This window comes from Rhodococcus sp. IEGM 1381, assembly GCF_030056795.1.
In the GTDB taxonomy this organism is placed as follows: domain Bacteria; phylum Actinomycetota; class Actinomycetes; order Mycobacteriales; family Mycobacteriaceae; genus Rhodococcoides.
Map to the genome: position 1 here is coordinate 103269 of NZ_JASHKQ010000001.1, position 14300 is coordinate 117568.

14 protein-coding genes and 2 pseudogenes are annotated in these 14300 nt (G+C 64.0%); 8 read left to right on the forward strand and 8 right to left on the reverse strand.

Features of this window, described 5'->3' with window-relative positions; genetic code table 11:
- Positions 1-8: 8 nt before the first annotated feature.
- Entirely contained in the window at positions 9-1445 is a 1437-nt protein-coding gene (locus QM797_RS00500; RefSeq protein WP_283273176.1) for a radical SAM domain-containing protein, read from the reverse strand.
- A gap of 160 nt (positions 1446-1605) precedes the next feature.
- Here QM797_RS00500 and QM797_RS00505 point away from each other — a divergent pair, with 160 nt between their 5' ends.
- From QM797_RS00505 to QM797_RS00525, 4 genes and pseudogenes are all read left to right on the forward strand, one after another.
- Complete coding sequence (locus tag QM797_RS00505) at positions 1606-2319, forward strand: haloacid dehalogenase type II (protein WP_283273177.1); 714 nt, start codon at positions 1606-1608, stop codon at positions 2317-2319.
- A gap of 10 nt (positions 2320-2329) precedes the next feature.
- Complete coding sequence (gluQRS, locus tag QM797_RS00510) at positions 2330-3190, forward strand: tRNA glutamyl-Q(34) synthetase GluQRS (RefSeq protein ID WP_283273178.1); 861 nt, start codon at positions 2330-2332, stop codon at positions 3188-3190.
- A 103-nt stretch (positions 3191-3293) separates the two neighbouring features.
- Positions 3294-4159 (forward strand): annotated as a pseudogene (locus QM797_RS00520) (DUF2189 domain-containing protein).
- A gap of 79 nt (positions 4160-4238) precedes the next feature.
- On the forward strand, positions 4239-4982 hold the full coding sequence (locus tag QM797_RS00525; protein ID WP_283273179.1) for a queuosine precursor transporter: 744 nt from the start codon (positions 4239-4241) through the stop codon (positions 4980-4982).
- On the opposite strand, the gene QM797_RS00530 is transcribed toward QM797_RS00525, so the two are convergent.
- From QM797_RS00530 to QM797_RS00550, 5 genes are all read right to left on the reverse strand, one after another.
- Complete coding sequence (locus tag QM797_RS00530) at positions 4979-5815, reverse strand: PaaX family transcriptional regulator (protein ID WP_283273180.1); 837 nt, start codon at positions 5813-5815, stop codon at positions 4979-4981. The two genes, QM797_RS00525 and QM797_RS00530, sit on opposite strands and share 4 nt — an antisense overlap.
- Entirely contained in the window at positions 5796-7004 is a 1209-nt protein-coding gene (locus tag QM797_RS00535) for a kynureninase (RefSeq protein ID WP_283275221.1), read from the reverse strand. The genes QM797_RS00530 and QM797_RS00535 overlap by 20 nt, the downstream gene beginning before the upstream one ends.
- The gene (locus QM797_RS00540) at positions 7004-7858 is read right to left on the reverse strand and encodes a tryptophan 2,3-dioxygenase (RefSeq protein WP_283273182.1); all 855 of its coding nucleotides are present in this window, start codon (positions 7856-7858) and stop codon (positions 7004-7006) included. The genes QM797_RS00535 and QM797_RS00540 overlap by 1 nt, the downstream gene beginning before the upstream one ends.
- Positions 7859-7932: 74 nt before the next feature.
- Positions 7933-9243 carry an MFS transporter gene (locus QM797_RS00545; RefSeq protein ID WP_283273184.1) on the reverse strand — a complete coding sequence of 437 codons (1311 nt, stop codon included), beginning with the start codon at positions 9241-9243 and terminating at the stop codon, positions 7933-7935.
- 20 nt (positions 9244-9263) lie between these two features.
- The gene (locus QM797_RS00550) at positions 9264-10682 is read right to left on the reverse strand and encodes a M20 family metallopeptidase (RefSeq protein ID WP_283273185.1); all 1419 of its coding nucleotides are present in this window, start codon (positions 10680-10682) and stop codon (positions 9264-9266) included.
- Between the two features lie 187 nt (positions 10683-10869).
- On the opposite strand from QM797_RS00550, the gene QM797_RS00555 reads away from it, so the two are divergent.
- From QM797_RS00555 to QM797_RS00570, 4 genes and pseudogenes are all read left to right on the forward strand, one after another.
- Positions 10870-11754 carry a LysR family transcriptional regulator gene (locus QM797_RS00555; RefSeq protein WP_283275223.1) on the forward strand — a complete coding sequence of 295 codons (885 nt, stop codon included), beginning with the start codon at positions 10870-10872 and terminating at the stop codon, positions 11752-11754.
- 57 nt (positions 11755-11811) lie between these two features.
- Positions 11812-12186 carry a BlaI/MecI/CopY family transcriptional regulator gene (locus QM797_RS00560; protein ID WP_283273186.1) on the forward strand — a complete coding sequence of 125 codons (375 nt, stop codon included), beginning with the start codon at positions 11812-11814 and terminating at the stop codon, positions 12184-12186.
- A gap of 230 nt (positions 12187-12416) precedes the next feature.
- Positions 12417-12593: pseudogene (locus QM797_RS00565) on the forward strand (M56 family metallopeptidase); the annotation flags it as partial.
- Between the two features lie 79 nt (positions 12594-12672).
- A complete protein-coding gene (locus QM797_RS00570) occupies positions 12673-13062 on the forward strand; it encodes a hypothetical protein (protein WP_283273187.1) in 390 nt (129 codons plus the stop codon).
- A 2-nt stretch (positions 13063-13064) separates the two neighbouring features.
- Here QM797_RS00570 and QM797_RS00575 read toward each other — a convergent pair whose 3' ends face one another.
- Together QM797_RS00575 and QM797_RS00580 are read right to left on the reverse strand one after the other, a co-directional pair.
- Entirely contained in the window at positions 13065-13784 is a 720-nt protein-coding gene (locus QM797_RS00575; RefSeq protein WP_283273189.1) for a VIT1/CCC1 transporter family protein, read from the reverse strand.
- Positions 13777-14253 (reverse strand): DUF2231 domain-containing protein, encoded by a 477-nt coding sequence (locus QM797_RS00580; RefSeq protein WP_283273191.1) that lies wholly within the window; start codon positions 14251-14253, stop codon positions 13777-13779. Before QM797_RS00580 ends, QM797_RS00575 begins: the two co-directional genes overlap by 8 nt.
- Between the last annotated feature and the right edge of the window lie 47 nt (positions 14254-14300).

Genomic DNA, 14300 nt, shown 5'->3' on the forward strand with positions numbered 1-14300 from the left:
AGTACACCTCAGCTACAGCAACCAGTTGTTTTCGAGCCCGACACGAGCAGCGGAAGCAGCTTTCGCAGTTCCTCATTCTCCCCCGGATCCAACACCGAGTGCTGTACACAGGCCGGGACGAGTTCACCGGTTTCCGGGTGTGCCATCGAGTAGGTACACGCGGCCAGTCTCTCCTGCGTTTCGAGCAGCACCGGATCCGATGCGGTCTCACCGGACTGCATCATCTTCCAAGCGGGAGAAACGTCTTCCGCATCCATGAACCGATGAACGACGAACGTCATCGGACGAACCCGGCGGCGAGCGAACGCTACCGACAGCTCCCGGATGCCACCACATCGACGCACAGCGCTATGTGCCCACCGCACCGCCACCACAACACCGCGCGGATATCCAGCGAACACGCGCAGCACTTTGAGGAACAGCACCACCGGAGGAGTTCCGCCGAAGTTCACTCCGCCCAAGTGCCTGAAGAACTGTTCCCGGGCATCGACCTCGGCCGGGCGCGTCACGTCGAGGAACGGATGCCACCTCCGACCGACCATGAATCCCAAAGCTGTTCTGTTGCAACGAGGATCACCGAACTGAATCGCATGATGCGAAATCGGTTGCTGCATAGCGAGTTCGATCCGATCCCAAACCGTGCCGATATCGACATCCCGGTAGCCACCGGACCACCGCCGCGCGTCCCCGACGAATGCGGCGGGCTGAAACGACACCATCGAGTAGCCGCCCATCGCGACTACATTCTCGACGACGTCGGCCACTTCGTCGATGTTGTCCGGAGTGACGGTCATGTTGTGGGCCAGATACGAGCTCACCCCGTGCTCGCTCTTCAAGCGCGCGAACATCTCGGCGAACCGTCGGCGATACGGATGCAGCTCGGCCTCGGACGTCGGCCGCGGAATTCCGCGTCGGCCGCGCATCAGTTTGTCGAAATGCACTGCGTACGAGACACGTCCGAAGCGGGGACGGCCATCCTCACCGACGACAACGGCCTGTAGGTACTCGTAGTCGAAGTCACCGTGCGTGAACGACATCGGCTCGCGGCCGTACTCGCGCATGATCGTGAGTGCAGCCGCGTGAACGTCGGGAGCGAGCAGACTCACCTCTCCGCCGATCAGTTGCGCGTGCGCCCGCGGTCCGCGACGGGCGGCAAGGTGTCTCATCTGCGCCGCCACCTCACGCAGGGTGTGCTCGCCATCGATGCGAACCTTGTTGGCGTCCGCGCTGTGATAGCAGGGACTGCACGTCAGGTTGCATTTCGGGAAGACCCCGTGGGTGCCCTCGCATCCCACCGCGTGGCGGCCCAGTGTCTGCGACGGCGTCCGCACGCCGGCGGGCAATGCCGCCCACCGTTCGTCCAGCGCCGCGCGCGTTCGAGGATCCACCGGACGGGTGCTCGTCTCGACGCGCCGCAGTACTTCGCGAATCTTCGTCCAGCTCACTCGGGCCTCCCGTCGCCTCCACGGTACGCATCCGGTCACCGACCCGGCCGGCACCGAGCTCGCCGGCAGGAGTCCACTCGCGATGCAGAGAATGTCGATACGGTCGGGTGAGCCTCGTCGTTGCCCGAGGAAAAGAGAACCACCACAAGGAGCTCAGTTCGTGACCGATCCCGACAACCCGAACGAGTCGCCTGCGCTACGTCGACCACGTGTGATCATCTTCGACGTCAACGAAACGCTGTCCGACATGTCGCCACTGTCGGAGCGCTTCACCGACGTGGGAGCCCCCGCCGAACTCGCGTCGCTGTGGTTCGCGAGTGTCCTGCGTGACGGCTTTGCACTCACCGCGGCCGACGCGGCGCGGCCCTTCGCGGACGTCGCATCCGGGCTACTTGCAGTGATGCTGCCGCGTGAGGCCTTGAATCGAGAGATCGGCGACGCCGTCGAGCACATCATGGGCGGTTTCATGGGCCTGGACGTGCATCCCGACGTCGCGGACGGCATCAAAGCGCTTGCTGCCCTCGATATTCGGCTGATCACCCTGAGCAACGGTGCGGTCGGCGTCGCCCAAAAGCTGCTCGACGGCGCAGGAGTACTCGGGCAGATCGAGATGCTCCTGTCCGTCGAGGCCGCCGGGGCGTGGAAGCCCGCCGCACAGTCGTACCGATACGCGCTCGATCGGTGCGGCGTCGAACCCCACGAAGCCATGCTCGTCGCCGTCCACCCCTGGGACATCGACGGTGCCCACCGTGCCGGTCTGTCCACGGCATGGATCAACCGAACCGGCACCACCTACCCGCAGCACTTCACCGCACCGGACCTCGAGGCGACCTCACTGCTCCACCTCGAGAAGCTACTGCAGCACGCGACCTAGAGTTGTTCCCATGCCCGCCGGACGCTTCGCCCCCAGTCCCTCGGGCGATTTGCATCTCGGCAATCTACGAACTGCACTCCTGGCCTGGCTTTTCGCCCGCTCCACCGAACGACGGTTCGTCATGCGCGTCGAGGATCTCGATCGCGTGAAAACCGGATCCGAGCAGCGCCAACTCGAGGACCTCGCCGCCATCGGTATCGACTGGGACGGGCCGATCATGCGGCAATCCGAGCGTCGGGAAATCTACGACGCCACGATTCGCACGCTCACCGCAGCCGGGATGACGTACGAATGTTTCTGCACGCGTCGGGAAATCCTCCAGGCCGCATCCGCCCCACATGCTCCCGACAGCGCGTATCCCGGCACCTGCAGAAATCTGACCGCTGACGAGAAAGCGGCGAAGGACCGCCCACCGGCCATTCGATTGCGTTCACAGGTAACCGAATTCACCATCGTCGACCAGCTGCACGGCCTGTTTCGAGGCCAGGTCGACGACTTCGTCCTTCGCCGATCCGACGGTGTACCCGCCTACAACCTCGCCGTCGTCGTCGACGATGGCGCGCAAGGCGTCGACCAGATCGTGCGCGGCGACGACCTTCTCACCTCCGCCCCGCGGCAGGGCTACCTCGCTCAACTCCTGGGCCTGACCCCCGCGACGTACGTCCACGTGCCCCTCGCTCTGAACGTCGAAGGTAAGCGGCTGGCCAAACGGGACGGCGCGGTGACGCTGCGCGAACGACCCGATGCGTGGGCGCTCATCACCACTTCCCTCGGTGTGCCGAACGTAAAGAACGCCGAGGAACTGCTGGAGCGGTGGAAGCCGACGCAGGTGCCACGCGAACCGTGGGTGTTCGACCCCTCAAAAATCTGACCGTCCTATCGATCGAGATCACGTTGCAACGCGACGGGACCCAACTCGGGATCAATCGGACGTGCAGTGACCGCGACAACTCTTCCCGAGGGAGAAGGACGCAATGACCTCAGGCGGTTACGACCCCGACAAGGATCCACAGAACCCCGGTGGTTATCCCCCGCCGCAGGGCGGCTACCCACCCCCTGCGCAGGGCAACTACCCACCCCCCCCGGCAACTACCCACCCCCTGCGCAGGGCAATTACCCACCCCCCGGCAACTACCCGCCTCCTCCCGGCGACTATCCCCAGCAAGGCGGCTACCCACCTCCCCCACAGGGCAACTACCCGCCGCCTCCGTCGTTCGGTAACTCACCGATGCCGACGCAGCTGTCCGTGGGAACGGCCATCGGCTACGGCTTCGAGAAGTTCAAGCAGAACGCACTCGTCTGGATCGGCATAGTCCTGATCGCCGCGATCATCCAGGGCGTACTGAACTTCGTTCTGAGCTCCGACAGCATCGTCCTCAGTCTGGTCTTCAGCATCATCGTCGGAGTCGTCGCGCTCCTCATTCAAGCGGCACTCGTCCGCGGTGCTCTGCACGAGGTGGACGGGATCAAGCCCGCGTTCGGGTCCTTTTTCCAGTTCGGCAATGTTGCCGCCGTCGTCATCGCCGGAATCCTCGTCGGCATTGCAACCAGCATCGGCTTCGTCCTGCTGATCATCCCCGGCATCGTCATCACGTTCTTCACGTGGTGGACCTTCCAGTTCGTCATCGACCGCGGCGACGAACCCATCCCCGCCATCAAGGCCAGCGCGCAGGCGATCGCGTCCAACGGTGGGACGATCTTCGTGCTCGCGCTCGCCCTGTTCGGCCTCAATGTCGTCGGGTTCTTGCTCATCGGCATCGGCCTGCTGGTGACCATTCCGATCACGATCATCGCCGGTACCTACGCCTACCGCGTCACGGTGCGTGGCCACGTCGCCTGACCTGTAATCCGCCTCGATGGGCGCGCATCCCTCACCCGGGGATTCGCGCCCATCGTCGTCTCGGTGCTTGGATTCACAGGTGACTACTACCGAACACACCGCCGCCAACGGCGGCACCGAGTCTGGGCAGGCCACGTTCGCTCACATCAGCAAGGGCTACTACGCCCCCATCGTCGCGCTCTTCGTGGCGACGCTGCTGATCTCGAACGTGGCCGCCAGCAAAGGTGTCGCCTTCTTCGCCTCGTCCGACGTCATGCTCGGACCGTTCCAAATCCTGCCGATCAATACCGACGGCGCATTCTTTCTGTTCCCCCTCGCCTACATCCTCGGGGACGTGCTCAGCGAGGTCTACGGCTTCAAAGCCACGCGCCGCGCGATCTATCTCGGTTTCGGCTCCCTGCTGCTCACCTCCGTGTGCTTCTGGATCGCCATCGAACTTCCCGCCGCCTCGTTCTACGAGAACCAGGCCGCGCTCGAAAGCGTCGTCGGCGTCGTTCCCCGACTGGTCCTCGCCGGCCTCGCCGGCTACACCGTCGGGCAGCTCCTCAACTCCGTCGTGCTGGTCAAGATCAAGGAACGCACCAAGGAAAAGCACCTGTGGGCGCGACTGATCGGGTCGACCATAGTGGGCGAATTCTTCGACACCCTGATCTTCTGCTCCATAGCCGCCGGCGTCATCGGCATCAGCACGTGGACCGACTTCATCAACTACGTCATCGTCGGATTCCTGTGGAAGACACTGGCCGAGATCATCGTCATGCCGATCACGTACCGCGTCATCTCGTACATCAAGAAGCGCGAGCCGTCGTACCAGGATGGCTAGGACGCGACCCATTCCATACTGAGGTCGAAGTAACGCTCCCGGGCCGTCTCGAACGTGGCGACGGCCCGGGTGCCCGGCCAGTCGTTCGGCGTCATGGACGGCGGAAGACCAGGGTCGATGTAGGGAATGACGCGCCATTCGTCGAGCAACGGAACGAACGTGACAAACGCGTCGCGGGAATTCCGAGCCGGGGACCCGCCGTCGAAGGCGTCGAGAAATGCCCGATGACGATCGGCGATGCCGGCCAGATCCCACCACAGCGCCGCACTGTCACGCAGCGTGGCGGGAGTCGCGATCTCGGACGCGACGAACGTCGTGACGTACTTCGACAATTCCAACGCGTCGACGATGGCACCGGCCTCGTCCGCGAGGTATTCGGGTGCGATCCACAGACCAGGTGAGACTGTGCCGCAGCCTATTCCGGTGAGCCGACGCCGAAGTTGGTGTCGCGCTGCACGTTGCGTCTCGGGGATGGTGAACGAGATCAACCGAAACGGATCGCCATCGGCCATCCGCCGGAAACCGAAGATCCGGCCGTCCCCGCGCGCGAACATCGCGTCGGCCTGCTCGGTGATGCGATAGCCGGTGCGACCCGCACGATTACCGGATTCGACGACGCCCTTCTTCTTCAACCTGGCCACCGCAATGCGCGTGCTCTCCGGTGGCACCCCGAGCGCGTCCATCCACACGACAAAATCGGCGATGGCGAACCACCCTCCGAGCGGTCGAACGTAGGCCCCGAGCACTGTGCGCACGAGTGAGGTGGCGCTGCCCGGACGAGAGTCGAAGTCGTCGAGGATGGCCCCGGCGGTGCTAGGTGCGGAGTTCGTCACGGATCGCCACGATTCCCAGATACACCTCTCGGTACGAGGTGCTCAGTGGGCTCAATCCCAGGCGAATACCCTGAGGCGCGCGGTAATCCGGGATGACACCCTGCTCCCACAGACGAGCGGTGATCGCCTTGAACTCGGGATGGTCGATGGTGACGTGACCGCCGCGTCGATTCGGATCCTCCGGCGAGGCGATCTCGACCCCGAGCGGAACCAGCATCTCTCGGACGAGCTCGAGGGCGTATTCGGTCAGTGCAACGGACTTCGCACGTATCGCGTCCATCCCCACCTCGGCAATCATCTCGATGGTGTCCTGCATCGCGATCATGCCGAACACCGACGGCGTACCGCTGATGACGCGTCGAATACCCTGTGCCGGAACGTAACCCTGCGCCATCTCGAACGGATCGGCCCGGCCCATCCACCCCCAGATCGGTTGGACGAAATCGTCCAGAAGATCACCCCGCACATACGCGAAGGCCGGCGATCCCGGGCCTCCGTTGAGGTACTTGTAGGTGCACCCGACGGCCAGATCCACTCCCCAGGAATCGAATTCCATCGGCACCGACCCGACGGAGTGACACACATCCAGCAGCATCAGCGCGCCGGCCGCGTGCGCGATACGCGTCGCCTCGGCCACGTCGACGAGGAAGCCAGATCGGTAGGCGACGTGGGTGATCACCACCAAGGCGGTGTTCTCCCCCACCACCTCGGCGAGTTGTTCCGGTTCGATACCACCGCGGCGGTCCGTCTCGATCCATCGCAGAGTCATATTCGATTCGGCCGCAATGCCTTCGAGCAAGTATCGGTCGGTCGGAAAGTTGTCACGGTCGATGACGATCTCGGTGCGGCCAGGCCGCATGGCGATCGCTGCCCGTGCCAGCTTGTACAGCAGTACCGTCGTCGAATCGCCGATAGTGGTCTGGCCGGCCGCTGCCCCCAGGGTGGCGTCGGCCAGGGCGTCGCCGATGGTGACGGGGAGGTCGAACCACTGCTCGTCCCAGCCGCGGATGAGGCGTCCGCCCCAGGCCTGCGTCATGAAGGTGTTGATCCGTTCGACGCTCGCCTTGGTGGGCCGGCCCAGCGAGTTGCCGTCGAGATACGCGGTGATCGACGGGTCGTCACTACCGAGGAACTTGTCGCGATAGCTGCGGAGCGGGTCCTTGTTGTCGAGTTCGAGTGCACGTTCCATCATCGTCCGATTTCCGTTCTCACAGCGAGTAATTCGGGGAAGAAGGTGAGTTCGAGTGCCTTCTGCAGGAATCCGACGCCGCTCGACCCTCCGGTTCCGCTCTTCATTCCGATGGTTCGCAACACCGTGCGCATGTGGCGGAAGCGCCAGAGCTGGAAGTTCTCCTCCAAGTCAACGAGCTCCTCGAATGCCTCGTACACCGCCCAATGTTCGGTGTGGTTCTCGTAGACGAACTTGATCAGCGGCATCAAGTCCTCGTTGAACGTGTATGCCGTCGTGACGTCACGGTCGAGGGCCGATGCCGGTACGTCGTACCCCTGCCGCGCCAGAGACTGCCAGAAGGCGTCGTACAGGCTCGGCTCGTGCAGCAGGGTCGAAAGCAGCTCATGCGCAGCCGGATCCGACTCGAAGACCTTCAGCATGCCCGCATTCTTGTTTCCGAGTACGAACTCCACCGCCCGGTACTGGTACGACTGGAACCCCGACGAGTTGCCGAGGAAGTCGCGGAACTGCGAGTACTCCGTCGGGGTGAGTGTGGCCAGCACCGACCACTGCTCGGTCAGCGTCTTCTGAATGTGCTTGACCCGGGCCACGCATTTGAGCGCGGTGCCGATGTCGTCGGCATCGAGGGCCGCCCGCGCGGCCAGCGTCTCGTGCAGCACCAGCTTGAGCCACAGCTCGGTGGTCTGGTGCTGGATGATGAACAGCAGTTCGTCGCGATGCTCCGGGGTGCTCACCGGCTTTTGGGCGCTTAGCAACGTGTCGAGGTCCAGGTACGAGCCGTAGCTCATGCGGTCACTGAAGTCGGTGACGACAGTCTTCTCTATCGAGCGAGTATTCGCTTCGACGCTCATGGATCGTCCTCGAGGTGGTGGGCTGGTGCGGCCAGCGTATTACATAAATGTGCCGACCGCTAGATATCCGTAAGCTATCGAATGCCGCGGATCCGCACTGCGCCGATCAGTGCAGCGATACTGACCAGGGACACCGCGAGGATGTAGTAGCCCGGGGACACCGCTTGTCCTGTCGCGGCAACCAGAGCGGCCGCGATGGTCGGGGTGAATCCACCGAAGATCGCCGTGGTGACGTTGTATCCGAACGACAGTCCGGTGGCCCGCGAATGGACCGGGAACGCGTCGGACATCACCGACGGCAGCGCGCCGAAGTAGAGCGCCTTCAACAAACCCAGAATCGTCATGACGAGAGCGAGCGTGAGGAACGACGGCACCGCGATGAGCCACATGAACAGCGGAACGACGCTCACGCCGATCGCAATTGCCGACGGCAACATGATCTTGATGCGACCGACCTTGTCGGACAGCTGACCGACGAACGGCGTCACCACGGTCAGGATCACACCGGTGATCATCAGTGCGACGAACGAGAGCGAGTTGTTCAGTCCCAGTTGCTTGATGCCGAAGGTCGGCAGGTATTGCAGAATGAAGTTGAGCGCGGTGGACACCACCAGCACACCGCCGGCAATGAGGATGCCTCCCCATTGGTTCTTGAACAGATCGCGCACAGGCGATGTCGGCACGTCCGACGTGGCGACGACAGCCGGTGATTCGTCGACGTGCCGGCGAATGAACCATCCGACCGGGCCCACCATGAGCCCGAAGATGAAGGGGACGCGCCAGCCCCAATCGACCATGCTGGCCTCGGACAACACCGCGGTCAGTCCAGCTGCGAACGAGGCCGCCATCAGCGTTGCCAACCCCTGACTGGCGAACTGGAAGCTGCCGAAGAATCCGCGGCGCTTGCCGTTCTGTTCGACGAGAAATGATGTGGCCGCGCCGAATTCGCCGCCTGCAGCGAATCCCTGGATCAGGCGCGCCACGATGATTCCGATGGGGGCGAGGATGCCGATGTCGTCGTAGTTGGGCATGAAGGCAATCAACGCGGTTCCGAGCACCATCAGGCGAATGCTCATCACCAGGGCCTTCTTTCGCCCTTTCCGATCTGCGTAGGACCCGAGGATCAGTCCGCCGAGGGGGCGAATCAGATACGAGACTCCGAAGACTGCGAACGTCTGAACCAGTTGCACGCCGGGGTCGGCCGACGGAAAGAAGTTCTGTCCGATGTAGATGGCGAACAGCGCATAGATGGCGATGTCGAACCATTCGAGCGCGTTGCCGATGGTGGCGGCCGCGATGGCACGGACCGGATTCTTCACGGACACAACGGCTTCATCCGCGCCGTCGTCGCGATCGGGGGTTCGATGGACGTGTGCAGTGGACATGTCGGATTCTCCGGTGATGTTCAGGAGCGCGAGGCGCTGGCGGATTCGAGCGGTGCGTCATGACCACCGGCGACATTGCCGATGTCGTAAAACAGGCCGGCAGCCATCGCGAGACCTTCACGAGCGATGGAAGCGAGCATGTGCTCGTCGGGCGCGTGCTGACGGCATCCCGGGTAGGAGTGCGGCATCCAGACCGTCGGAATGCCGAGAGTGGCGGTGAACACGTGATTGGGCAGGGACCCACCGATGTTCGGCAGCACGGTCACCGGAGAACCGACGGTGCGCTCGACCGACTCCGCGACCGTGCGGACCCAGCCATCGTTCGGATTCGTTCGGCTCGCGGGAAACGAGATGCCGAGTTCGACGGCGACCATCGAGTAGCCGTGCGCATCGAGGTGGCGTCGTAGCCGCGCGTCGAGATCGTCGAGGTCGGTACCGACGACGTACCGCAGTTGCAGCCGTGCTCGCGCCTGGCCGGGGATCGCATTGACCGGTTCGACGATGTTGCCTGCGCTCATGGCGATCACTTCGAGGGTGTTCCACCCGAAAACCCGCTCGGCGGGCGACAATTCGGTGGCCGACCAACCGGAGTCGACAACCGGATCGCCCGGAGTGCGGCCGACCTCGACGCCTCGCAGGGCCTCGAGGATGGCCCCCGGAATCTGCTCTGGCACCAGGCTGTCCAACAGAATGCGGCCGTGGCCGTCGACGAGCGTCCCGATGGCACCGGCCAAGGTGGTCGCCGGGTTGCGGAGCAGTCCACCCCAGTTGCCCGAGTGGTAGCCGCGCTCACGCAGGTCGACGACAAGGTCGAAGTCCACTCCCCCGCGGGCACCGAGAAACAGTGTCGGCGTCTGGGCATCGAGACGTGGTCCGTCCGACGCGATCAGCACGTCGGCGGTGAGTTTTTCGCGGTGGTCGGAAACGAATTGTTCGAGTCCGGGCGATCCGATCTCCTCCCCCGTCTCGAACAGGAGGGTCAGATTGAACCCCAACGAGCCACGGGCGTCGAGGACGGTTCTGAGTGCGGCGAGGTTCACCAGATGCTGGCCCTTGTTGTCGGCGGTTCCTCGGCCGTAGAGCCGACCGTCCCGTTCGACGAGACTCCACGGCGACAAACCGTCCGACCAGTCCTCGGCCATGCCCAGAACCACATCGGCGTGGCCGTAACAGAGCACGGTCGGCAGATCGGGGCTCTCGTGACGGGTGGCGATCAGAAAGGGACCACCGTCCGCGGCCGGGTTGGAGTGTGTCTCGACCGCACAGCCGAGCGCCTCGAGCCGCGGCAGGAGAAGATCCTGCAGATATGCCGACAACGCAACCCGTCCGGCCGCCGACTGGCTCTCCGAGGGAACGGACACGAGCTCGGACAGTTCGCGGTAGAACTCACCCGAATCGTAGAAGTCCTGGGCCTTCGCGATCACATGCTCGCGTTTCATCGAATCTCCCTCGCCGTCGGCCCGGTGTTCGCCTGACAGTAGCGAGCCCGATACCGTCTACACCATTGCCGATTGATGCTCCCTGCGTTGCCTCACAAGCAACGCTCGGACCGACAGAGGCTCGGTGACGATCACGTGTCACCGCTGTGACCGCGCTGTAAAAGAAGGAGCGATCTCGTTGCATTTGATGCCCTCTGCGCTCACGTACTTCTGCGAAGTAGCGAGAACGGGGTCCGTCACCGAGGCGGCCGCGGCGCAACACTTGGCTCCGTCAGCGGTCAGTAGGCAGATCGCCAAGCTCGAACGCGACGTCGGAGTGCCGCTCTTCGCACGCCATGCCCGTGGAATGACGCTCACCGAAGCGGGCCATCGCCTCCTCGCCCACGCACGCCGACACGAAGTGGAGTCGTCGACCCTCATAGCCGAAATACGCAGCGCCGACGCCACCGAGCACGGCACCGTCACCGTTGCCTGCACCGAGGGATTCTCGCAGTCCGTGGTTCCACGGGCCATGGCGTCGGTCCACCGGACTCACCCCTCCGTCACGTTCACCTTGGACGTGGTGGGGCGAGAGGAGGCGAGCCGACGGGTGGTGGACGCCCGAGCAGACGTCGCGATCACCTTCTCGCTCGGTCGCCGCACCGACGTGACGGTCGAGCACTCCATCACGGTGCCCATCTGCGCCGTCGTCGCGCCCGGCCACCCCCTGACCGACCGAGACAGTGTCGATCTGACCGACATCTGCAACTTTCCCCTTGCGCTGTCGACCACCGGTTCGAGTCAACGCGAACTGTTCGACGCCGGCGTGCGACTGGAAGGACTGTCGCCGCACGTGGGCCTGCAGTGCGAGCGGCTGGCTCCGATCCTGGAGTTCGCACGATCGAGCGATGGCGTCGCACTCGTCAGTGACCTCGGCGGCGATCGCAAATCGGGCCTGACCTACATCCCGCTCTTACATCCGGTGTTCGCCCAACGTCGGGCCGAGATTCACACCATGCAGGGCCGACCGCCGTCACCACGCACGGTTGCCTTGATCGACGCGCTGACCGACATTCTCGAGGCCGCGAAATAGTGGAGGAACCTCGAACTGGCCTATCCTCGAAGTACCCGACTCGAGTGAGGAATCGCAGTGCGTAGAGCGTCCGGACAGTTGGAGGAGTCGATCCTCGAGTTGCTCGGCGAGCACACGGAATTGTCGGTGGCCCAGGCGCGTGAGCATCTCGGCTCGGATCTCGCTCACACGACGGTCATGACTGCACTGGTGCGGTTGCACGGCAAAGGCCTCGTCGATCGAGAGCGGCGAGGGCGTTCCTTCGTCTATACCCTCAACGCCCCGGTCGACGAGATCCCCGCACTTCGGGCCGCGATGCGGATGCGCACCGAACTCGGCGCGAGAGCCGAGCGTGCGGATGTGCTGGCGAGCTTCGTGGCCGCACTCGACCCCGAGGACGAGGCGACGCTGCGAGAACTGTTGGCCAAGTCGGACGCAGCGCAGCATCGATGACTCTGCTCCTGGTCGTGGCCGTGCTGCCGTGGGTGCTGTCGCTGCTGCTGGGATTCGGAGCCGACCACATCGACCGTCGACTCAACCCGTCGACCGCTGTCGTTCTGCTCCCCATCTTGTCGATGGTCACCGCATTTGCAGTCGCCGCGTCCCTGGCCGCGGTTGCCGCGGTACTACTGGCGTCAGGTGAGCTCGTCTGGCTATCGGTGGGAATCATCATCTCCGCGTGGATGTTCTGGCGCGTGGTCGAGGTCGCCCGCCATGTTCGGCGCGTTGTGGTCAGCACGTCCATCGCATCCGAATTCGGTGACGAGGCGCGGGCGACAGGCGGCATCGTCGTGGTCGACTCCGATGTGCCCGACGCCTTCGCCGTTCCCTCGGGCGGAGGTGCCGTCGTGATCACCACAGGTCTGGCGGAAGCGCTGTCGGACAACGAGTTACATGCGGTGATCGAACACGAGCGCTCACCTGCGGCACCGTCACAGCGTGTGGATCCAGATGTGCGAGATCGCAGCCCTGATCGATCCTATTCTCGGGCCGTTGACCGCCACGGTACGGCACGCGGCGGAGCGTCAAGCAGACGAGAGCGCGGCGGCGCTCGGCCGTCGAGATGCATTGTCTGCCATCGCCAGAACCGCTCTGCTTCGGGCCCACCTCGACCATGGAACCCGCACTCTCGCCAGTACCGGCGGCGACGTCGTGCGCCGCGTGCAGGCACTGAGCGAACCACCACGGCACCGTCCCGACCGCGGGATTCTCGCCGCCGGACTGGTCCTTGTCCTCGCGTTCACCGTCATCTCGGTGGCGTTGTTCGACGTCGTCCAAGATGTGGTGGCGCCCGAAACCGGAGAAGTCGCCACCTCGATTTTCCGCTGATCTCAAATACCCGCGACGCCCGCCAGTTGGCCGATCGCATAGGTGACGGCCATCGCGATCGCACCACCGATCACGATTCGAGTCACCGCCGGGCGACTCGGTGCTCCACCGAGGCGTGCGCTGATAGTTCCGGTCAACGCCAGAGCCAGCAGCACCACGACGAATGTGACCGGAATACGTTGCGAAGCAGGCAGAAGCAGGATAGAAAGCAACGGCAAGAGCGCACCACTGATGAACGACACCGCCGACGACGCGGCCGCCTGCCACGGATTGGTCAGCGCATCGGGGTCGATTCCCAATTCGACGTCCACATGTGCAGCGAACGGATCGTGTTCGGTGAGTTCGCGAGCGACGGTCTGCGCAGTGTCGGCCGACAGGCCCTTGGCCTCGTACATCGCCGCAAGCTCGGCCAGTTCCTGCTCAGGCTGCTCGTCGAGTTCTCGACGTTCCTTGATCAACAGCGAACGCTCGGCGTCACGCTGTGTGCTCACCGAGACGTACTCCCCGAGTGCCATCGATACCGCTCCCGCGACAAGGCCGGCAACGCCCGCGGTCAGCAGCGATCCACGATCGGTGGTGGCGGCCGCGACACCGACGACCAGACCGGCGGTGGATACGATGCCGTCGTTCGCCCCCAACACCCCGGCCCGCAGCCAGTTCAGCCGACCGGACAGATCTCCGTGCGGTTCGTGCTCGTGCAGGCTGGGCTCAGGCTCACTCATCGACGGCCGTTGCGGATACGTCGTCCCACGCGGCGCGAGCGCCGGACTCTCCGATTCTGTACACCTGGACGATTGTGGTCGCTCCGATCACTACTGCCAACACCACCACCGCAATGGACTGCCAACGGACGGGCGCGTTGCCCCGACGCTCACGCAGATGCAGGAACACCAGTGCCGCGGCGACGACGACCAGACCGACGGAGAAGTAGATCATCCAGTCGCCGATCTCGGTGTGTTGTTCGACGGCTGCAGTCTTGGGTACGCGCTTCTCGAGCCACTCCCCCGCGTCGGTCGTCAGCGGAGTCAACACCAGTGTGAACACCGCCAAGGCTGCGATGAGCCACACGAGCCTGCTGCGTACACCGGTCGAGATGCTGGCCGCAATGGCGAGCAGCGCGGTCAACGGAGCCAGCACCACGATGAAGTGAACGAGCAGAATATGGGCCGGTAGACCGTTGAAGGTGGACATGCGTTCTCCCGCTGGCTTCGAAGTCGCGTGCACCTCACGCACCGAAC